The sequence below is a fragment of the Nocardia spongicola genome (genome assembly GCF_047200775.1).
Lineage (GTDB): Bacteria > Actinomycetota > Actinomycetes > Mycobacteriales > Mycobacteriaceae > Nocardia.
The window spans coordinates 524,643-549,147 of sequence record NZ_JBJZOO010000001.1; the positions used below are offsets into that span (position 1 = coordinate 524,643).

Annotated in this window: 2 protein-coding genes (1 of these 2 running past the window's edge); both read left to right on the top strand. The window is 67.4% G+C overall.

Annotated features, from left to right (window positions below):
- Complete coding sequence (locus tag ACL02S_RS02390; RefSeq protein WP_412800578.1) at positions 1 to 21,396, top strand: SDR family NAD(P)-dependent oxidoreductase; 21,396 nt, start codon at positions 1 to 3, stop codon at positions 21,394 to 21,396.
- Positions 21,396 to 24,505 carry the 5' end (the start) of an SDR family NAD(P)-dependent oxidoreductase gene (locus ACL02S_RS02395; protein WP_412800579.1) on the top strand. The gene runs 8,932 nt beyond the window's last position, so 3,110 of the gene's 12,042 nt are visible here — the first part of the coding sequence; the start codon lies at positions 21,396 to 21,398; its stop codon lies beyond the right edge, outside the window. The genes ACL02S_RS02390 and ACL02S_RS02395 overlap by 1 nt, the downstream gene beginning before the upstream one ends.

The window sequence follows — 24,505 nt, forward strand, 5'->3', positions numbered from 1 at the left end:
ATGGCAGATGATGCGCATAACCTTCGAGCCTTACTGACACGAGCACTCCGCCGGATTCAAGAGCTGGAGACACGGCCACCGCATGAGCCCATCGCCGTCATCGGCATGGGCTGCCGCTTTCCCGGTGGCGTGGAGAGTCCGCGACAGTACTGGGAGTTGCTCTGCTCGGATTGCAGCGCGATTGTCGATGTGCCGGAAAATCGTTTACCCGCAACAGATTCCATACCACGTCAAGCGCGGCGCCGGGCCGGTCTGCTCACCGGACCGATCGATGCCATGGATACCGAGTTCCTCGGTATCGCACCACGCGAGGCGGCCTCGATGGATCCGCAACAGCGGATCATGCTCGAAATCGCCTGGGAAGCAATGGAAGACGCCGCATTACAACCGGGGGGTCCGGCGGGAGCGCGCACCGGGGTGTTCTTCGGCGTCAGCTGGCAGGAATACCAGCGCGCGATCACGCCGGATTGGGTGAGATCAGTTGATCCGCACACGCTTACCGGAACGATGTCGAGCATTGTCGCCGGACGGGTGTCCTACCTGCTCGGGTTGCGCGGTCCCGCGGTAGCGATCGACACGGCATGCTCGTCGTCGCTGGTTGCCGTGCACCAAGCGTGCCGTAGCCTGCGGGCGGGGGAGTGCGATATCGCGTTGGCGGGCGGGGTGAATCTGCTGCAGTCCGAACTCACGTCGGAGGCACTGGCGCGGATGGGCGCATTGTCGCCGGATGGGCACTGCCGTCCGTTCGACGCGAGGGCGAACGGATACGTTCGCGGTGAGGGAGCGGGAATTGTTGTTCTGAAACCACTTTCGCGAGCGATTGCGGACGGCGATGCGGTCAGAGCGCTCATCCGGGGTTCCAGTGTGAATCACGACGGTCGTTCCATGGGGCTTACCGCACCGAATCCGATGGCGCAGCGCGAGTTGCTGTGTGATGCGCTGGCCGATGCCGGGTGCACTGCGGATCAGATCGGCTACGTCGAGACACACGGCACCGGCACTCCGTTGGGCGATCCGATCGAAATCGAGGCGCTGATCCAGGTACTCGGGGCGCCGCGCGCGGATGAGTCGGTATGTCTACTCGGTTCGGTCAAGTCCAGGATCGGCCATCTGGAGGCTGCGGCGGGCATTGCCGGGTTGATCAGGACAGTGCTGCAGCTGGAGCACGAAAAGATCTTGTATCAGCACGATTTCACTACACTGAACCCCAAGATCGCGCTCGACGGTACGGCGCTGGCGGTACCGGCTAGAGATGTCGTGTGGCCGCGCACCGATCGGCCGCGGCTGGCCGGGGTGAGTTCTTTCGGTTTCGCCGGGACCAATGCGCATGTGGTGCTGGAACAGGCACCCGCGCCCGCACCATCCGCAGACCCGCACGAGCTCGCATTGCTGCCGCTCTCGGCACGGACCGCGACGGCGCTGGATATCTTGTCGCAGCGCTACATCCAGCATTTGGACAGCGCCGAGCAGTCGTTCGTCGATGTGGCTGCCACCGCGGCGCTGGGGCGTGCGCATTTCGCATACCGGCGTGCGGTGGTGGCACGTACCACCGAGGAGGCGGTGCGGACACTTTCGGAGCCATTCGAGCGGAGTAACGGGCCTGCTTCCGGAATGCCGCGGATCGCGATGCTGTTCACCGGGCAGGGAGCGCAGTACGCGGGGATGGGTGCGGTGCTCGACCGCAGATATCCGGTATTTCGTGCCGCGATCGACCACTGCGATGAGTTGCTCGGCCCGCTTCCCGGCGGGATGCGTTTGCGGTCGGTGCTGTTCGACGCGGACGACGATGTGCTTACCCGTACCGAGTACGCCCAGCCTGCGCTGTTCGCGATCGAATGGGCGTGTACCGAACTGTGGGCGGCATGCGGGGTTCGACCCGATATCGTGCTCGGGCACAGCCTCGGTGAGCTGGCGGCGGCGACGGTCGCCGGGGTTGTCGACCTCGCGGCCGGGCTCCGCTTGGCGGCCGAGCGTGGCAGGCTGATGGGGGCGGTGCGGCAGCAGGGTGCGATGGCGGTGATCTTCGCCGCGCCTGCGGATTTCGCAGCCCTGTTGACCGAACCGGCTGGGGGCGTTGCGGTCGCGGCGAGCAACGGACCAGGGCAATTCGTTGTCTCCGGAACGGCGGACGCGGTGCACCGGATGTTGCGGGATGCCGACCAGCGGTCGATTCGCACCGTGCTGCTCACCGGTACAACTGCTTTCCATTCGCCGCTGTTGGACCCGATGTTGGACGAATTCGAGTCGATTGCCGCCGAGCTGGTACCTGCCCCGCGCCCTGCGGCGATACCACTGGTATCGAATGTCACCGGTGCACGGATCGACACCAGGATGGATGCCGCGTACTGGCGAGCACACGCACGCGGCACGGTGCGCTTCGCCGAAGGTATACGGTCGGTGGCCGAGTCGGGGATTGACGTGTACCTCGAGGTAGGACCGCATCCGGTGTTGCTGGAGCTCGGCAAGCAGGCCGATCCGGATGCCCTATGGGTGGCGAGCATGCGCCGAACCGCAGGCGACGACGAAGTGCTGCTACACGGTATCGGTGAGATGTACTGCGCCGGTATCGATATCAACTGGGAGTCAGTGGTTCCGTCCGTGGCGCGGCGGTGCAACGGTTTGCCAACCTACCCCTTCGAACGTGAACGGATCACCACGCCGCTCGCTGCCCGGTCCTCGAACACCGACTATCTCGCCGAACATCGATTCCAAGGCCTAGCGATAGTGCCCGCCGCCTATCTGGCATTGCGTGCGCTGCGAATGGCCGGTGGCGCTGATAGCGAGCTGGTCGATTTCCTCGCCGCGCGACCGGTACCGCAGGCGGAATTGGGTGATCCATCGCTCGCCACGGCAGACGGGTGCATCGATATCCGGTTCCTGGTGGACAACAACAGTGTCACCGCGGTGACCGGGACTGTGCGGGCAGGCACCGCGATCCGGCCGGGTACCGGTGATGCACTCGGCACTGCGCAGCGCACACAGGCTACGGAGTGGGCGGTGGCCGATTTCTATCGCCGTTGCGCGGATTCCGGGTTGACCTTCGGCCCGCGATTTCGCTGGATCACACAGTTGCGGGCTACTGGGAACAGTGTGCTCGCCACACTGCGACGCCCTGTGGAACTGGCCGACGACCCTGATGCCGCGATGGTGTGTCTGCTCGACGCGGCGGTGCAGACCGGTCTGGCACTGGTGTCCGGTAGAAGTGCCGCGCTCCGCTTGCCGGTCGGTATCGGACGATTGCGGGTGGCCTGCACGGATGCGCCTGCGGCGGCGTGGGTGCTTGCCGAGCAGGTCGGCCGCGCGATCCATATCGTCATTTTCGACAGTACGGGCGCGGTGCTCTGCGATATCGAAGACATGCGGTTCGCCGAACCAGGGACGGCTGAACGACCACTCGAGCACGGGGCGATATCCGGCCTGATCCACCGTCCGATCTGGGAGCCTGCCGCAGTGCGAAGCGGAGGTGGCCCGGATTCGGTGCTGGTGATCGGCGTCGGGCCGCAGGCAGACCGGCTCGCCACCGCATTGCGCGCCGCAGGCATCGACACGGCAGCGGTCGAGCGCGCCACCGATGCTGCTGCCTGGGACGATGATCGGGCGGTGGTTTATCTCGCCGATATCACGGCGGACGACAGCGCGGATTCCGCGCGTACGGAAGTGGAATTCGCGCTCGGGGTGATTCAACGGATGGCCAGGTCGGCTACCGTGGGTGCGCTGTATCTGGTGACGGTGGGGGCTGTCGGGGCACTGCCAGGGGAACGTGTGCGCCCGGCCGCGGCGGCGCTGTGGGGGCTGGGGGCGGTAGTGCGCACCGAGCTGCCCGAATTGCGTTGCCGCCTGATCGATCTTCCGGTCGACGCGCAATACGACGACCACCGTCTGGTAGACGAGATTCACTCCGATGCGGAGGATTTCGCACTCGCGTTGCGCGGGCGCCATCGCTCTGTGCCGCGCATGCGGCAAGAGGGGGAGAGCGGGGGAGTGCTGCGGCTGGATCCCGATGCGGCGTATCTGGTCACGGGTGGCCGCGGAGCGCTGGGGGCCACGGCCGCGCGGATACTGGCCGAGGCTGGCGCGGGTACCGTCGTTCTGGCCGGGCGGCGCGCCATGGACTCGCGGGTCGAGCGGGAGATGGCGCGGATCGCGGCCCTCGGTGCCCGTATCGAGTCCGTGCGGGTGGATGTCGCCGATCGCGACGACCTGTCCCGCATGCTCGCCCGCTTCGGCAGCGATCTTCCTCCGCTGGCCGGTGTGGTGCACTGTGCGGGGGTTCTGGACGACGCGTTGTTGATCGAGCAGACTCCTGGGCACGTCGAGCGAGTATTCGCGGGGAAAGCCCTCGGTGCCTGGCTCCTGCACGAATTGACCTTCGAACAGCCGCTCGAGCTGTTCGTACTGTTCTCGTCGGTCAGCGCCACGGTCGGTCCGGCGGGGCAGGGGAACTACGCCGCGGCGAACGCGTATCTGGACGGCCTCGCGCGACTGCGACTCGCCGCGGGCCTGCCCGCCCTCAGCATCGCCTGGGGTCCATGGGCAGGTACCGGTATGGCCGAGGGGCTCGGTGCGACGGCCCGCCGGGCCTGGGCACGGCACGGCATCGCCGAACTCCGAGCTGATGATGGTGCCCGCATCCTGCGCTCGCTGCTCTCGGCGGAGGGGGTCTTCACAGTATTCCCCGCTGCCGTGGCCGATGCGGCGGATCAGGAAGCTGCTGTCGTTCTCGCGGAGCGGGACAGCAGCCCCGCGGGATTGGACGGTATCACCCCGCCCGACCCTGCGGAACTGCTCGAAGTGGTGCGCACCCATGCCATGGCCGTACTCGGACGCAGTACCACTGTGGCCGACCGTACGCCGCTGCGGGAGCTCGGGCTGGATTCGATGATGGCCGTCGAGCTTCGTAACGCGCTCTCCGCCGAGATGGGGATCCGGCTTCCGGCGACTTTGCTGTTCGATCATCCGACTGTGGCCGCGGTGTCCGAAGAGGTCGCCCGGCTCGGTGCGAAATCCGTTCGCGTCGATGCGGTCACACCGCGTACCACCCGACAGCAGGCCGGGCAGCGGCCGTCCACGCACATCGTCGAACAAGCCACATCCCCCGGATTCTCCTTCGAACCGTCGATCACCCCAACCATACCGAACGTTTCCCAGCTCATGAATCGGGAAAAGGACTGTGCCCGTGCCGATACCGATGAGGCGATCGCGATCATCGGCATGGGTTGTCGCTATCCCGGTGGGGTTCGCGGCCCGGCGGATCTGTGGCGGGTACTCACCTCGGAGACCGACGCGGTCACCGAGGTGCCCGCGCACCGCTGGGACGTCGATGCCGTTTTCGATCCCGATCCGGACGCCGCGGGGAAGACCTATACCCGCTGGGGTGGCTTCGTCGAGGACGTGACGGAGTTCGACGCCGGATTCTTCGATATCTCGGTCGGCGAAGCACGCATGCTCGATCCGCAGCAGCGGCTGTTGCTCGAGACCGCCTGGGAAGCCTTGGAACACGCGGGCTATCCGGCCCGTCTGTTGGAGGGCAGCCGGACCGGAGTGTTCGTGGGATTGATGTCCAATGACTACGCCGAGCGCATGGCGCGGGCCGATCTGGCGCCCGATGCCTGGTTCGGTACCGGCAATCTGTCCAGTGTCGCCTCCGGAAGGCTCTCGTATTTCTTCGGCACCAACGGTCCGAGCTTGACTATCGACACAGCATGCTCGTCGTCACTGGTCACCGTGCATACCGCGGTGCGAAGCCTGCGCACCGGGGAATGCGATCTCGCGCTGGCCGGTGGCGCCACCGTGGTACTCACCCCCTCGCTCGATATCTACTTCGCGCGGGCGCGCGGGCTGGCCGCCGACGGCCGGTGTAAGAGCTTCGACGCCCGCGCCGACGGTGTGGTCTGGAGCGATGGTGCCGGAATGCTCGTGCTCAAACGCCTGGCCGATGCCCGGCGCGACGGCGACCGGGTACTCGGGCTGGTGCGGGGATCGGCGGTCAACTCCGATGGCCGCAGTCAGGGGTTGAGCGCGCCGAACGGTCCCGCGCAGGAACGGGTCATCCGCGCGGCCCTCGCGGACGCGGCGATCGGAGCCGCGGATATCGACTATGTGGAGACGCACGGCACCGGCACCGCGCTCGGCGATCCGATCGAGGTGAACGCGCTCGCCGCCGTGCTCGGCGACAGCCGCACCGAGACCGACCCGCTGTGGATCGGCTCGGTGAAATCGAATATCGGGCACACCCAGGCCGCGGCGGGCATCGCCAACATCATCAAGGTGATCGAGTCGATGCGCCACGAACGCATCCCCGCTTCACTGCATTTCCGTTCGGGCAACCCGCATATCGACTGGGACGATATCGCGGTCAGGGTGGTCGCCGAGGAACGGACATGGCGGCGCGCGCACCGGCCGCGCCGGGCTGGGGTGAGCGCGTTCGGTATCAGTGGGACCAACGCGCACGTGGTGCTGGAGGAAGCGCCGCCGGTAGCCGAATCCGAGTTCGGGTCAGCGGCCGAGTCCGGCCCCCGCGTGCTGGTGCTGTCGGCCAAGACCGCTGACGCGCTTCGTGAACTGGCTGCCCGCTACCTGGAGCTGGTTACCGCGCACCCCGAGATGGTGCTGACGGAGCTGTGTGCGGCGGCCGCGCTCGGACGGACGCATTTCGGTGAACGGGTGGCGGTCGTATTCGATACCGCGGCGCAATTACGTGCCGCACTGGACAGTATCGCCTCGGGGATCACCGCACTCGGGTCGGTCGCGCAACCGGCCGAATCCAGTACTGCGGCCGAGCTGGCCCACCAGTATGTGCGTGGCGTCGAGATCGATTGGACGCAGGTGTATTCCTCTCGTCCTCGGCGGCATCTCGACTTGCCGACCTACCCGTTTCAGCGCAAACGGCACTGGGTGGAGCTCATGCCACGCACGAGCGGCGCAGTGGTGCATACGCTGCGACTGGCACCGGAGATGTTCCGGGGACACCGGCTACGTGATGTGCCGACAGTGCCGGCGGCCTGGCTGTGCACTCAACTGGGTGACCTCGCCACGCAGCTGAACGGGATATGGGAGATCACCCAACTGCGACTGCCCGCTCCGCTGACGGTCGCCGCCGAGGGAGTGCTGCAAATGGCACTCACCCCGTGCCAGGACGGCTACGACGTCCGGTTCATCCGTCCCGACGATGACCAGACCGATTACGCACAGGCGAAACTCACTACCGCGACCTCGGATGTGGACTCCGGTACGAGCGGTGACCGCGTAACGACACACCACACGGTCCTACCCGCCGACGAGGTGCGGGCGTGGCCTGTCTACTACGAGAAGCTGGCGCGGCTGGGTCTGCACCTGGGGTCCGGCTACCGCTGCGCCACCGGATTCCGGCGAATCAGCGATATCGAGGCCGAGGCGGTGTTCCGAGTGCCGGACAGCGATCCGACGGCGCTCGATCCGATCCTGCTCGACGCCTGCCTGCACAGCATCGTGCTGGCCGCCACCACAGCGGACACCCTGTTCTTACCGTCCGCGATAGCGCGGGCCCGCGTGCTCGGCAAGCCCGCTGCCGGGAATACGACCGTCAGATGCCTGGTGCGAGTGACCGAGCGCGACGCCAGGATCGTCATCGGCGACGCCACCCTGCGCGATGCGTCCGGATACCTGCTCGCCCAGCTCACCGGTGTATGCCTGCTCGCAATGCACCCCGAGGCAACGCCGAAAACCGATGCTGCGCCGCAGCGATCGACCGGGATCGCGCGCCTGTTGCATCACCTGCGCTGGGTCCCCGCCGAACGTGAGGCACCGCGACAGCACGAGGAGACAGGGCGCTGGCTGGTCTGCAGTGACGGCTCGCTCGGCGATGCCGTCGCCGCGGGATTGTCCGAGTACGCCGCGCAGATCATGGTTGTTCGCCCCGAGGAAATGCGTGGCGCCGATCCGATATCGGTGCTCGATCGCGCCGTACGTGCCGCGAATCCGTTACGGGGCATCGTCTTCGCTTGGACCGCGGCGCCCCTGCGGATCCGGATCGAGGCGGTGCTGCGGCTGGTGCGTGTGCTCGACGCCGCCGGTCACCCGCCTGCCGCCTTGTGGTTGCTGACCATCGATGCGCAACGGGTCGCCGCCGCGGATCGGCCCGACCCCGACGCGGCTGTGTTGTGGGGCTTCGGCCGTACCCTGGCAACCGAACATCCGGAGTTCGGCTGTCGATTGCTCGACATTCCGGCCGGATCCGTCAGCGAAGGCGCGATGATCGCCGAGGGCATACTCGGCGGGTACGCCGCTGGTGAGTTCGCCCTCCGCGAAGGACGGTGGCTGACCGCTCGCCTCGCCGAAGGGCCCGAGCCGGTCGAGGACTACCGGTTGGTCGCACACCGTTCCGGCGACTTCGGCCTGTTGCGGATGGTGTCCGGCACTCGGCGTGCTCCGGCGACCGGGGAAGTCGAGATCACCATCGCCGCGGCTTGCTTGAATCCCCGTGATGTGTGGGTGGCCTCCGGTATCCATCCCGATACCGCGACAGCACTGGGTTCGGAGTGCGCCGGACAGGTCACGGCTGTCGGTGCCGGGGTCGACGGCCTCGCGGTCGGTGATCGTGTCGTCGCGCAGGCGGAGGGGACTCTCGCCAGCACGGTGACGGTGGATCACCGTGCGGTGGCTGTGTTGCCGGATCGGCTGTCCTTCGTCGAAGGGGCGACGATACCGTGCGCGTTCACCGTCGCGTGGCAGGCGCTGTTCGATATCGGTGGCCTGCGCGCAGATGAACGGGTTCTGGTGCACGCGGCCGTGGATGGGATCGGTATGGCCGCGGTCCAGTTGGCCGTGCACGCGGGCGCCGAAGTATTCGTGACCGCGGCGCTGCGGCGCTGGGCGGAGCAGATGGGGTTGCCGGTCACCCAGCTCGATACCTGGCGCACACACGAATTGGCCGGGCGCGTCCAGGCAGCGACCGCGGGGCGAGGTCTCGATATCGTGGTGCAGACTCTCACCGGGGATCTCGCCGCGCACGGCAGTGAAATACTGTGCCACGGCGGGCGCTTCGTCGACGTCATCGACCCGGTGCAGACCAGAAGTACCGACCGGAGCCATGATATCGACTACCGCGCAGTCGATCCGGCCACCACCGACCCGCAGCGGCTCGGCACCATTCTGCGCGCCGTGCTCGCCTTGTTCGACCAGCGGGCACTGCACCCCCTGCCGCACTCCACCTACCGGATCGACGACGCCGCGACAGCCTTCCTGGCGATGATGCAGCGCGATCACCCTGGTCGTGTGGTCCTGACCGGCCGGTACGCCCCGGCGAGCGCCGGATATGACGAACGGCTCACTGCGGGAACCTATCTGGTCACCGGAGGATTCGGTGGTCTCGGTGCCGTGGCCGCGCGTTGGCTGGCGGCCCGTGGCGCGGGGCATCTGGTCCTGGTCGGCAGGAGCGCGCCGGATGAGTCGGGTTCGCGGTTGCTGGAGTTCTTGCGCGCGAACGGTATCGGCGTCATCACCGATCAGGCCGATATGAGTGATCGCGCGGCGGTCGTGGCGGTGCTGCAGCGCATCGGTGCGGCCGGGTTCCCGCCGTTGCGTGGGGTGATCCACTGCGCTGGTGTGCTCGACGACGGCGTGGTGACCGAACAGACCTGGGCGAGATTCGAGACCGTGCTCGGGCCCAAATACCGGGCGGCACAGCACCTCGACGAGCTCACTCGTGATCAGCCGCTGGAGCTGTTCATCACCTACTCCTCGGTGGCGGGGGTGCTCGGCACCCCCGGGCAAGCCAATTACGCTGCGGCCAATGCGGCACTGGATGCGCTGGCCTGGCGGCGGCGCGCCGAAGGATTGCCCGCGCTGAGCATTATGTGGGGACCGTTCGCCGATGTGGGTATGGCCGCGGGCCGATCCGAGCTCATCGCCCATCTCGACCGGCGCGGTCTGCCGCCGCTGTACGCACGCGATGCGGACGCGGCACTGGATCAGCTGATCCGTTCGGACAGCACTAATCCCGGCGTCTTCGATTTCGTACCGAGCCGGTGGTACGGCAGCCGCCCGCCGCACGCCGTCACCGATGTGGCGGATGCGGTCACGACCATGGTGGAGCCGGCCGGAACGGTGGCGGCGCCCGAGCCGACGAGCATCACGACAACGGGAACCAAGGCGGCGCATGTCGATACCGAGCACTGGGAATCGCTTGTACAGCGTGTCGCGATGCGGGTACTCGACCGGTCCGGCGCACTCGATCCCGAGCAGCCGTTGCACGATACCGGCGTCGACTCGCTCACCGGGATGGAGCTACGTGCCGCGCTAGCCGACGAAATCGGTGCGCCGCTGCCCGCTGGTCTGGTCTTCGACTATCCGACCGTCCGCGATATCGCCCGGTTCCTACAACGTAAAGCCGGTCCGGCGCCGGACCGGGACGCCGCGCAAAACCAGGTCATCGCATCGGAGCAGGTTGGCGTATCGGACCAGGTTGCCGCGCCTGCACTACTCGGCACAGATCCTCAGGACACCAGCTCGGTCACATCGATTCCACCGGCATCAGCCGTTCAGGCTGTAGCCGACTGCGTGACCAGGACAAATGATCCGTCCACCGAGGCGGGCGTCCGTATACCGGCACACGGACTCGCGGCCATCGATCCCGATACGCCCGACTCCGCCGATGACCCGATCGTCATCATCGGTATGGGTTGCCGTTTCCCCGGCGGTGTGCGCACGCCGGAGGATTTCTGGGAGTTACTGTGGCAGGGCCGCGACGCGATCACCGAGGTGCCCGCGCAGCGCTGGGATCTCGACACCTATTACGATCCCGACCCCGCGGCGCTCGGCACGATGTACACCCGCTGGGGCGGCTTCCTCGAGGATGTCGACGAATTCGATCCCGCGTTCTTCGGGATCGGTGCGGCGGAGGCGCGGGCGATGGACCCGCAGCAGCGGCTGTTGTTGGAAACGAGCTGGGAAGCGCTGGAACGCTCCGGCCGCGCACCGGGCAGCCTGGCAGGCAGCCACACCGGGGTCTTCATCGGCCTGTGCTTCAGCGAGTATCCCGGCACCCCCATCCAGGCACCGCACCCCTCTGCGATCGGAGCCTATTCGGTGATCGGTTCGGCGCCGAGCGTCGCGGCCGGTCGGCTGGCCTATGCCCTCGGGTTGCAGGGGCCTGCGATGACGGTGGATACAGCGTGTTCCTCCTCGCTGGTTGCGCTGCAGTCGGCGTGGGACGGATTACGTTCGGGCCGATGCGATCTGGCGCTGGTCGGCGGTGTCAATCTGCAGTTGGCTCCGGAGACCACCATCGGTTTCTGCCGCCTCGCCGCACTGTCGCCCGATGGCCGATCCAGGGCATTCGATGCCGATGCCAACGGATACGTCCGCGCAGATGGCTGCGGGGTACTGGTGGTGACCCGGCTATCGGAGGCACGGCGTAACGGCGACCGGGTGCTCGCGGTGGTTCGCGGGGTGGCGGTGAACCACGACGGCCGGTCCAATGGTCTCACCGCACCCAACGGTCCAGCGCAGTATCGGGTCATCGCCGATGCACTGGCACGGGCGGATATCCGGCCGGACACGGTGGACTATGTCGAAACCCATGGCACGGGTACCCCGCTCGGCGACCCGATCGAGGTAGACGCGCTGGCCGAGGCCTACGGTGCCGGTCGCACTCAACCGCTGCTCATCGGTTCGGTCAAATCCACTATCGGGCATACCGAAGGGGCGGCGGGTGTCGCGGGAGTCATCAAAGCCGTGCTGATGCTGCAGCACCACCGGATGCCACCGAGCCTGCATTTCCATACGCCGAACCCGCTGATCGATTGGGACGCGATACCGGTGCGGGTGGTGGGCACGGCGCGGGAATGGCCGCACACCGGGCACCCGCCTGCGATCGGGGTCAGTTCGTTCGGTATGAGCGGCACCAATGCGCATGTCATCCTCGCGCAGGGCGATCCGATGCGGGCACCGCGCCCTGCCGCACCCGCGACGCAGCTTCTGGTGCTCTCCGCGCGCACCGATGTCGCCCTCGCGGCCCTCGCGCGGCGCTGGGCAGCCGAGAATGATTCCGCACACAACGATCTCGGTGATCTGGCCTATACCGCCGCCACCGCGCGGACCCATTTCGAAGAGCGGCTGGCAGTGGTCGCCGACACCACCGCAACGGCCGCGCATCAGTTGCGTGGTCAGCCATCGGCCCTGATCCGCGGCCGGGTCGAACGGGCGGCGAGTACGAAGGTGGCGCTGCTGTTCACCGGTCAGGGCTCCCAGTACCCGGGTATGGCGCGGGAACTGTTCGATACCGAACCGGTCTTCCGGGACGCGATACGGCACTGCGATACGGTGCTCGGGCCGATCGAGAACGGCATCGGATTGCTCGACGCACTGTACGGCGATCATGACGTGCACCTGCTGCGTCGTACGGTGTTCACCCAGCCCGCGTTGTTCGCCGTGGAATGGGCGCTGTGGGAGCTGTGGCGATCGTGGGGGATCACCCCGGCCGGTGTGCTCGGGCACAGTGTCGGGGAATTCGTCGCCGCCTGCGCGGCGGATGCGATGGCGGTGGCGGACGCGCTTCGGCTCATCGCGGTGCGCGGCACACTGATGCAGCGCCTGCCGGACGGGGGCGGCATGCTCGCCGTCAACGCTTCCGCCGAGCGGATCACACCACGGATATCGCCGTATGCGCCCGCCGTCTCGATCGCCGGGGACAACGGACCGGACCAGGTGGTTGTCGCGGGCCCGAGGACAGCACTCGAATCGCTGCGCGCTGAGCTGTCCACGGAGGGCATCCGCGCTACCGCACTCGCTGTCTCGCATGCGTTCCATTCCGCGGCGATGGACCCGATCCTCGACGAATTCGCCGCTGCGGCAGCACAGGTACCGATGACCGATCCGGCGGTCCCGCTCATCTCGAATCTCACCGGTGCTCCGCTGCGGCCCGGCGAGCTCACCCCGCAGTACTGGGTCGAGCACGCACGGCAGCCGGTGCGGTTCGCCAAGGGTATGCGGGCACTGGCCGAACTCGGGATCGGCACATTCCTCGAAGCCGGTCCGCAACCGACGCTGTCCACCCTGGGTGGCCGGGTGTTGGGCGACTCGGTACGGTTCATCGCCTCGCTGCGCCACGGGCACGGTGACCGCGAGACGATGATGACGGCGCTCGCCCACCTCTATGTCTCCGGGGTGCCGGTGGACTGGGAGCACGTGCACCGCGCGCATCAGCGCAGACGAGTGCTCGCTCCGACGTATCCGTTCCAACGGCAACGGTATTGGATCGATTCCCCGGCAGGCACGGTGACGGTTCCTGCGGCGGGCCCGGACGAAACCGCGGCGCCAGAAACGGATCTCCCTGCCCACGTCGACCGATCGGCTACCCAGGCGCATACCGACCTGACCCTCGGTCCGGACACTCCGCACTACCTGGCCGATCATCGGATCGATCACGATATCGTCGTGCCGGGCGCGTGGTTCGTCGCCACCATCGCCGCGGGTGCGGGTGAACTCCATCCCGGTGCGGTTACCGCGATCGACGACCTCGTGATCACCAGGGGCCTGACTCTGACCGGCCCGCAGCGGGTGCGGGTGTTGTTCGAACCGGATGCCGATGGGTTCGCGGTGCAGGTGCGCACCGCGACCGCCGCACAATCGCGCACTCATGCGCGGGCGCGTGTTCGCACCGGAACACACCGACTTCCTGCCGGTGACAGCCGGGCCGATATTCTGCGCCGCTGCCGAGACCACCTCGACGGCCAGGAGTTCTACGCCCTGCTCGATACAACCGGCCTGAGCTACGGTCCGGCGTTCCGTCGTATCGAGCACGCCCGGGTCGGTACCGGGGAAGCGTTGGTGACACTGTCGGATCCCGATACCGATCCCGGCAGGGGATGGGTGCACCCCGTGCTGCTCGACGCGGCATTCCACGCTACGTACGCGGTGATATCGCCGCGGGTAGAGACCCGCACCTGGGTGCCGTTCGCGGTGGATCGAGTGCTCGTCCCTACTGCGGCGGGCACCGTTCGATTCGGCCATGTGCGTGTCACCGAGCAGACGCCACAGCTTTGTGTCGCCGATGTCCGGCTGCTCGATGAGGAGGGCTGTCCGGTGCTGGTCGCGGAAGGACTCCGGGTGATGCCCGCGCCGACGCCGGATCGGGTGCAAAGGTCGTCCGGGAACCCGCCGAACGACCATCCGGTCGTGGATACCTATCGAATCGACTGGTGCGCGGCGGAATCGGCACCTCCCGGTGCGGCGACCGGCCGCTGGCTGATCATCGGAGCGGCGGGAGATTTCGCCGATGCGCTCGCCGATGACCTGCGGACGCGCGGTGCGGACTGTGTCCTCGCCCGGCCGGGGCACGGGTTCGCCATCCACGCCGAGGACGAATTCGAGGTCGATCTCGGTGTACCAGCGGCGGTACGCGCCATGCTCGGTGCGGTCGGCGCCGGTCATACCCCCTTACGAGGGGTGATCGCCGCATCCGCGCTCGCGGCCGACAGCACCTCCACCCCCGTGCGGGCGGAAAGCCTGGTCGTGGCGGCGCTACATCTCGTCCAGGCCGCCGCACTCGCGGGAGAGCCCCCGGTGTGGCTGCTCACGCGGGCCGGGCAACAAGTCGATCCGGCGGATCGAGTGGCGCCGGAACAGGCCGCACTGTGGGGGTTCGCCCGCAGCGCACAGCTGGAGCATCGCGATATCGGCTGCCGCATCATCGATCTGGATGACCAGGCTACGGCGCCCTCGGTGGTCGAGACCGTGATCGCGCAAGCCGGGCCACGGCAGCTCGCGCTGCGCGGCGGACACCCGCGGGTGCCACGGCTGGTTCCGCTGCCGCCACCCAGGCAGGACAGCACAGCGGCAGCCGCCGGGCAGACCGTATTGATCACCGGCGGCCTCGGCGCCCTCGGTCTGCTGCTGGCCCGCTGGTTCGTCGACCGTGGATGGCGGGAACTGGTTCTCGCGGCACGTTCGGCGCCTGATGCCCGCGCGGAGGCGGTCATCGCCGAGTTACGCGGACGTGGTGCCCGGATCCGGATCCGGGCACTGGATGTCCGCGATCGCGATGCGGTGGCAGCCGTCCTCGACTGGATCGATACCGAACTGCCACCGTTGGGTGGGGTGGCGCACCTGGCCGGTGTGCTCGACGACGGGACTATCACCGAATACACAGCGGCACGAATCGGGCAGGTGCTCGCACCGAAGACCGCGGGCGCCTGGCACCTGCACGAGCTGACCACCTCTCGTTCCTTGCGGTTCTTCCTGCTGTTCTCCTCCGCCGCTGGAGTGGTCGGCCTGCCCGGTCAGTCCGGTTACGGCGCTGCCAACGCCTTCCTCGACGGAATAGCCGCATTGCGGCACGCTTCCGGGCTTCCCGCGCTGTCGGTCGCCTGGGGGCCGTGGGCGGATACCGGGATGGTCGAGCGGCTGAGCACCGGCGCGGCGGAGCGGCTGACCCGGCGCGGCTATGGTCTGCTGCGCCCTGAGGAAGCCCTCGAAACGCTGTCCCGCATTGTCGATTCCCCGCGAGCGAGCGCGGTCACGGTCATGCCGCTGCTACTGCCCACGGTGCCGACTTCCGGCGTCGATGTACCGGATGTGCTGCTCGACCTCATCGCGCCACGCGCGGTGTCGGCTACCGAGAACTCTTCGGCCGCACCCGCTACTCCCGGAGTAACCGCCGAGCTGGAAGCACTCGTGCGGCGCTGTCTCGGACTGGATCCTGCGGCCGATCTCGATCGCCCGCTGCACGAACTCGGGCTCGACTCCGTCGCGGCCCTCGAGGTGCGCGACGAGTTATCGCGCTCCAGCGGTCACCGGTTGCCCGCCACGCTGGCATTCGAGCATCCGACACCACGCGCGCTCTTAGAGCTGCTGCTGCGGTTGGAGACTGCTCGCCCAGCGGCGGAACCCGGTACCGATACACCCGGCGATACATCTGAAAATCTAGTGCCCGAACGGATTTCGATGAGCACACCATCCAGATCGAACGATATCGTTCCCACACAGGCCCAACCGGCCGCCACTGCCTCGAACACGCCGACGGACGAAGCCGCGAGAGCCGGCAGCTCCGCTACCGCAGAGCATCGGCACACACCCAACGGGCATATTCCGCAGTCCCCACCGGATCGGCCGCATCCTGCGGTTTCCGGATATCTCTCGCCGGACTCACCCACCGAATCCGAGTCACCGACCGCACCCGACGCGGGCACCGGCTCTGCTTCCCGGCATAACGCCGACGCGGTGGGGGATATCGCGATCGTCGGTGTCAGCGGAAGGTATCCGGGCGCGGACGGACTCGACGCATACTGGCGGGTGCTCCTGGAGGGGCGCGACTGCATCACCGAAATCCCACGGGAACGCTGGGATCATCGGCGCTTTTTCGTCCCGGATCGGAACAACCCGTTCACCTCCTACACCACATGGGGCGGGTTCCTCGAGGATGTCGACTGTTTCGATCCGCTGTTCTTCGCCATCTCTCCACGTGAGGCAGAGGTGATGGACCCGCAGGAACGACTGTTCCTGCAAACCGCCTGGGCGGCACTGGAGGACGCCGGGCACACCAGGGCCGACCTCGCGCGCGGCGGCCTGCGCCCGGAGGAAGCCGGGGTGTTCGTCGGTGTCATGTGGGGCACATACCAGATGTTCGGTGCAGAGGAGTCCCGGCTCGGCCGCGGCACACTCCCCGCCTCGACGTTCTGGAGCATTCCCAACCGGGTCTCACATGTACTCGATTTCCAGGGACCGAGCATCGCAGTGGATACGGCGTGCTCGTCCTCGCTCACCGCCCTGCACTTGGCCTGTCAGAGCATGCGGACGGGTGAATGCCGACTGGCCGTGGTCGGTGGGGTCAATCTCTCCTTGCACCCCTACAAGTTCGTGGCGCTCAGTCAGGGCCAGTTCGCTTCCAGCGACGGCCGCTGCCGCTCCTTCGGCGCGGACGGAGACGGTTATGTGGCAGGCGAAGGTGTCGGAGCGATGGTGCTGCGACCGTTGGCCGACGCCGAAGCCGACGGTGACACCATCTACGGCGTCATCAAGGGCAGCGCGGTGAACCACGGCGGCCGGGTCAACGGGTTCACCGTACCCAACCCGGCAGTCCAGGCGACAGTGATCCGCTCGGCATTACGCACCGGTGGTGTCGATCCGGCATCGGTGTCCTATATCGAAGCACACGGCACCGGAACCGCTCTGGGTGATCCCATCGAAATAGCCGGACTGGCGAAAGTTTTCGGTGATACCGGAGTAACCGAACTACCGATCGGTTCGGTGAAGTCCAATATCGGCCATCTCGAAGCGGCAGCCGGTATCGCGGCACTGACCAAGGTGCTGTTGCAGCTGCGCCACCACACCATCGTGCCGTCGTTGCACGCGGTGCCACCGAATCCGAACATCGACTTCGCCGCCACCCCGTTCCGGATTCCCACCGAACCGCTGCCATGGCCGTCCGGCGCTCCGGGCCTGCCGCGGCGGGCAACGGTCAGCTCATTCGGCGCGGGTGGCGCCAATGCCAATGTGGTGCTCGAAGAGTATGTGGACCGGCGACCGGAGTCCCACATCGGCGGTAGGCAGGTGGTACCGATCTCGGCACAGGATCCGGAACGGCTCGCGGACTATGTTGCCGCACTGGATCGTTTCCTCGCCGGTGCGCAGCCGAACCTCGCGGATCTCGCCTATACCATGCAGGTCGGCAGGCAGGCCGGTCCCGCACGTGCCGCGTTCGTCGCGTGCGACATCGGCCAGTTACGCGCCGCGGTACGCGCCTGGATGGACGACGCGCCCGGTGTCAGATCCGGCTCGGCCGTCGAGGACACCAGGATCGCGCGCTGGCTCGCCGGTGAAGGTATCGAGTGGGCCGCCATGCGCGATCCGGGCAGTCGCCGCCGCATTCCGGCACCGACCTACCCCTTCGCCAGGGAGCGGTACTGGATTCCGGATGTCCCTGGCACTGATGACCCAGGAGATATTGCCGCGCCGGAGTCCACACCGGTCTCCCGGTCCGAGCTCTCCTGGCAACTGGAGTCCGTCCGGCAGCCCGAATCCGACAGGCGATTCGCACCTGCCCGGCAGTTCGACCCCAGCAGGCAGGCCGAATCCAGTCGGCAAGCGGGTGCGGCGCGGGCGGATCGGAAGCTGCTGGTTCCGATCTGGCAGCAGCTCCCGCTGTCCGGTGGCGACCTGCGTTCCCGGCGCGTCCTTGTCGTCTACGCGGCGGGAACCCCCCAGGAGCTGGTCGAGGCGCTCGGCGCCGTATGCGGTGATCCGGGGCGGCTGATCCGGGTCTCGCGCAGGGCGGGCGATCTGGATCGGAACGATTTCGATGCGGGCGCCCGGCTCGGCCGAGCACTGCTGGCACGCTACCCCGACAGCGACTGTGTGATCGATCTGTGCGATCTGGTTCCCACCGCGGCCACGCACCCCTCCGATGAGCTCGGGCGGATGGGCCTGTACCAGGGTGTGATCGAGGCACGGACAGGTGCGCTGACGCTGGTGCACATGGCCGCCGGACACCAGGGCGCCGACGGCCCGGAGACGGCGCCGCTGGGAGGTCTGGTCGCCGCGCTCGCCGAGGAGATCCGGGATGTGCGGGCACATAGCGTCCATCTGGTCGCCGAGCGCACCGTAGTGTGCGCCGATCCGGTTCGGCTACTGGCCGTCCTCGGTGCGGAGTGCGCCGCTGCCGATGGAGCGCCTCGGGTGCGGTATCGGGGCGAGATACGCGAGACCGTGGAGTTCACTGAGGTGCTGCCATGCGACGGGCTGGTCGTCGACCCCGCGCGCACCTATGTGGTGACCGGCGGTACCCGTGGTCTCGGCGCGGAGTTCGCCGCGGCACTGGTCGATCGTGGTGCCCGCCGCTTGGCCATTCTCGGCAGGGAACCTCTTGCACCCGAAACGGAATGGGACCGAGTGGCGGCAGGCTCCGGTCCGGCGGCTGAGAAGGCGCGGCGGTTGGTCGCACTGCGCGAGCGCGGTGTCACGGTAGGCACCTATTACGGCAGTCTCACCGATGCCGCGGCGTTGACCGCGTTCTTCCATGAGGTACGCCGCGAACTTGGGCCGATCGGCGGCGTAGTGCACTGCGCGGGAAGCGTCTCGACCGAGAGTCCGGCGTTCGTCCGCAAAACCGGTCCCGCTATCGCGGCTGTGCTCGCGCCCAAGCTGACCGGCACCGCGGTCCTGGCGGAGGCGCTCGCCGCCGATCACCCGGATTTCTTCGTATTGTTCTCGTCGGTGTCGGCGGTCCTGCCCGGTCTCGCGGTGGGGCTGTCGGACTACGCGATGGCCAATGCCTATCTGGACCGCTTCGCCGAGGCCCAACATGCTCTCGGCCGGACCTGGTTCCGCTCGATCAACTGGCCGTCCTTCCGCGATACCGGATTCGGCGCGGTGAGCACGGCCGCTTACCGGGCTACCGGCCTGCCCACTGTCTCCGCCGCAGAGGGTTTCGACCTGCTCGACGCGGTGCTCGGTGTACCGGATGTACCCGTAGTGCTGCCTTATCACGGTGCGGCACTGTCGCTTTCCCCGAGAGTGCGCCGACCTGGCGGGGACAGCACACGCACGGCACCCGGCATACCCGTCCCTGCGGCACAACCCACACCTGCGCACGGGACCGAACCCGCGTATCGGGAACTGTTGCGGATCTTCTCCGATGAGCTCAAGCTCGCGCCGGACCGGTTCGAGGGGGACAAACGGTTCGAAGAATACGGTGCGGACTCGGTGCTCATCGCTTCGGCTGTGCGGCGGATCGAACAAGTGGTCGGTAAGCCCTTCGACCCGGCGCTGGTCCTGGAGTTCCCCACCCTGGACGCGCTGGCCGGACTGCTGACCGAACAGTTCCCGGAGCGCTTCGCCGCGACGCCGCCACCGAATTCCCCACCACCGGATACCCCGCCGTCGGATACCCCACTGCCGAGCGCTCCGCCCACCACGACCGAACCAGGGTGGCGGGCGGCCGGAACCATCACATGGTCCGCGGATTCCCGCCGGAGCGCGACCACTGAACCCATCGCCGTCATCGGTATCGGCTGCCGCCTGCCGGGGGGCGATGACCCGGAGGCATTCTGGCGCATGCTCGCCGCGGGCGAATCCGGTATCCGTGCGGTGGACCCGGCCCGTTGGGACCCCGCTCGATTCTATCGCCCCGGCGGTGGTCCAGGACTGACCAATAGCAAATGGGGCGGGTTCGTCGACGGCGTCGAGCTGTTCGACCCGGACTATTTCGGCGTCAGTGATGAACTCGCCTGGCAGATGGACCCCCTGCAGCGGCTGCTGCTGGAGACCTCGGTGCTGGCCACCTCCGACGCCGGGTACCGCCGTGCGGAACTGGCGGGTAAACGAATCGGCGTCTACGCGGGCAGTCGGGCGGCCAATTACTTCAACCGGATCCCGGTCGCCGATCGGCACACCATCATCGGCATCGGGCAGAACTTCATCGCCGCACGGATCTCCGACTACTTCGATTGGCATGCGGGCAATGTCGTACTCGACAGCGCATGTTCGTCATCGCTGCTGTCGGTGCATCTGGCCTGCCAGGCATTGCGGGCAGGCGAGGTGGACGCCGCGCTGGCAGGTGGGGTGGAGGTACTGCTCGACGAAATGCCGTTCGTAACGCTGGCAGCGGCGGGTGTGCTCTCCCCGCACGGCCGATGCGCGACGTTCTCCGAAGATGCCGATGGTTTCGTCCCCGGTGAGGGTGCGGCGCTGCTGCTGCTCAAACGGCTCGACGATGCCCGCGCCGACGGCGACCGGATCTACGCGGTGCTGCGCGGCTCTGCCATCGGCAACGACGGGCACACCATGGGCATCACCACACCCAATATGCGGGCACAGATCGATGTAGTCACCGCAGCGCTCGACGCGGCGGGCATATCACCGGACGCGCTGTCCTATCTCGAGGCGCACGGCACCGGCACCATGATCGGCGACCCCATCGAGTTGAAGGGTCTGGCCACTGTGCTCGGTGACCGGTCCGGCGGCGGGGAGCCCTGTGCGGTCGGCAGTGTGAAAACCAATATCGGCCATTTGCTTTCCGCGGCAGGCATCGCGGGCGCGGTCAAGACGATCCTCGCCGTACGGCACGCGGCCCTACCGCCGTCACTGCACTGCGACACGCTCAACCCGCGCTTCACGTTCACCGGTTCGCCGCTGTATGTCAATCGGGAGCTGCGCCCGTGGCGGCCCGCCGACGGCAGACCCCGTACGGCCGGGGTCAGCTCGTTCGGTTTCGGTGGCACCAACGCCCACCTCGTCATCGAGCAGGCACCCGATGCTCATCGACCGATACGTCGTCCCCTGGATCCGCCCGCCTTCCGCAAGAGGAGCTTCATGCTGCCGAAAACGGTTCCCAGCGCACCGCCGGAGCCCGCGCCACGGTTCGTGGTCCCGATGACACCGAGCGCGCCCGCGCCGTCGTTCCTCCGTGTGGAGCCGCTGTGATGAGCGGAATCGAGCTGGACAGCTTCGCCACCACGGTGCGCGCCGAGGACCCGGTCGTCCGCGATCATCGCGTCCACGGCGTACGGATCTTGCCCGGCGTGGTGTATCTCGACATGATCCTGCGCGCGGCGATGGCGGCAGGTTACCGACCCGCGGACCTGACCATCCGGGAAATGCTCTTCCACCGTCCGGTCGCGCTCGACGACGACGGCGCGGTGCGTATCGCGTTCCGAGTCGAGCGTGCTACCGGCCGGATCAGCATCGATATGCAGCGACTCGACCGGACGGGCACACCATCCGGACCGATCGATGCCATCGCGGAATGTGTTGTAGTGCAGTCATATCCTGTCGGCCAGTCGCAACAGCCGGAGGATGTTCCCGACCGGTCGATGCCACCGGACGCGCGACCGCTGACCGATATGTACGCCCAGAGCGGCAGCCGCGGTATCGAACACCGCGACTTCATGCGCGCCACAGGGCATTTCACCCGCCACGGCGATCTCGTAACCGCACTGATGGGACTGGGTCCCGAAGCGACCGCACACCTACCAGGCTTCCTGCTGCATCCCACGTTCCTGGACGCCTCGACCATCGCGGCGTTCGTCGACCCACACCGATTGGGGGTGGATGACGACAGCGCGTTCATCCCGATCCGCTTCGGTGACGTACACACCTGGCAGCCGACTCCAGCGGAAGTCTTCGTGCGGGCGTCGGTACGCGGCGGTCACAGCGGAGACCTGCTCGAAGCAGACGTGGTGCTCTACGATCCGGCCGGAGCGCCTGTGGCGCGTTACCGGTTGACGTCCAAGCGGGTGCGCGGCAGTGCCGATATCCACCGGTTGCTGATACCGGACCACATGCGGGCGTCATACCGGCGCGCACCGCGGGTTCCGGCACCAGAGCACTCCACTGTGCCCGTACCGACGGCGGATCCGCGCGCACTGATCAGTGCCGACTTGGCCGCCCTCGTCGCTGCCGAACTGGGTGTCGACGCCGCGAGTATCGCTACCGGCGTGGGGTTCTACGAGCTCGGCCTGGACTCGGGGCGGCTGTTACGCCTGACCGCCGAACTGGAAGGACGGGTCGGCGAGCCGCTGTACCCCACACTGCTGTTCGAATACCAGACCATCGAAGCCCTCGCAGGCCATCTCGCCGATACGGTAGGTGAGAACTATCGACCCCAGAGCGCTTGCGCCGCTGCGCCCGATCCCGTCCCGGCTCACGAAGCAGACCGACAAACAGGCAGCTCAACGGGTTTCGATACGCCATCCCCGGTATGCGCTCCGCCCGAACCGGCCTATGCCGCAGCATCGGACACAACCGGCCCCTCGACGACCACCCCTGCGCCAGCGCAGGACGGTGTGGTCACTTTCGGGTTCGACTGGGAACCCGACAGCACCGTCCATCCCCGCCGCGAGCCGAGCGGTCTGCTCGTCTTCGATACCGCCGAGCACCCCTACCGCCATGAGGGGGAAGCGACCGTGGTCCGAGTGCGACCGGGCACCGAGTTCAGTTCCAGCACGGTCGATTTCCACATCGACCCAGCTGATCCGAACCACCTGGGGCTGCTGCTCGCGCAGCTGACAGACCGGCGGCTGCGCTTCGACGCCGTACTGTATCTGTGGGCCGAATCGTTCGGTGCCGATGACGCACGGGAACTGATCGAGCGGGTATACCTACCGCTCCGTGATCTGGTGTGCGCGCTGGCTGGAGCATCCGAACCACCTGCGCGCCGAGTGCTCGCCATCACACCCGCGACACCAGCGGGTGAGCTGAGCTGCGCACTGCTCGGTGGTTTCGCGCGCACCCTGCGGCTAGAGCAGCCACAACCGATTCTTCGTGCCCTGCAGTGTGATCCGAAGCTGGTCTGCGCGGATATCGTGGCGGCAGAACTGGGAGTGGACGAGCGCGATCCGGCCACCGAGATCCGCTATCGCGATGGCCGACGGGAGATCCGGCTGCCTCGGGTGCGTACCGATGGCACAACTGCTCCCGGTGTGACCGCTGCCTACGACGTTGTGCTGCGGACCGGGGCGGTGGTCGTGGTGACCGGCGGGTTCGGCGGTATCGGCAGGCAGCTGGCGCGGCGCCTCGCGACCGGATACGGTGCTCGGCTGGTCTTGGTATCGCGCCGTCCGCTCGATGCGGCAGGTGCGGAACTGCTCGCCGAACTCAACGCTCTCGGTGCGGAAGCGATGCATGTGCGTGCCGATGTGTCGGTCGCCGAGGATGCCGAACGGGTTGCCACCATCACGCACGCCACCTTCGGCCCGGTCGATGTGCTCTATCACGGTGCGGGACAGCTGCGCGACGGACTGCTGACCGGCACCGGCCGTGCCGAAGCGACCTCGGTGCTCGCGCCGAAGGTACCCGGCGTGCAACACCTGACCCGTGTGTTCGCCGAGGCGCGCCTGACCGTGTTGTTCTCCTCGGTGTCGGCGGTGCTCGGCAATCCTGGGCAGGCGGATTACGCGGCAGCCAACCGGTATCTGGACGTTTTCGCCGAACAACGTGATGCGACCGGTATCAGGACGGTCAGCGTCAACTGGCCGCTGTGGGCCGAGGGAGGCATGAGTGTGCCCGCGCAGCAGCTCGCCGCACTACGCCGGGCTGGAATCGGGCTGCTGCCCACCGAGACCGGACTCGACCTGCTGCTGTCGTGCGCGGCACTTGACCGCGCACAGCTCGCCGTGGTGTGGGGCGATCCAGAGGCCGTGCGCGCCCGGTTGCGCCCGGCTGCCACCCCGCATACCGCTCCCGCCGCCGAACCGGTCACGGTGCCGGAGTCATCCGCTCCAGCCGGTACCGGAGAGCCGATCGCTGTTGTCGGGATCAGCGGACGCTACCCCGGCGCCGACGATATCGACGAGTTCTGGCGTAACCTCCGCGACGGACACGATGCGGTCGGCCCGGTTCCGGCCGAACGATGGTGGCTCACCGCGGTCGCGGATACATCAGGTGCGCCACCGATGACCGGCGGATTCCTGCGTGAGATCGGCGGTTTCGACCCGCAATTCTTCCGCATCCCACCCGTACAAGCGCCGCTGCTGGATCCCCAGGAACGGTTGTTCCTGCAGCAGGCGTACGCGGCGCTGGAGCATGCGGGCTA

What these genes read in the sequence shown, in the direction of transcription:
- ACL02S_RS02390 (WP_412800578.1), top strand. Translation starts at nt 1, where the DNA reads ATGGCAGATGATGCGCATAACCTTCGAGCCTTACTGACACGAGCACTC.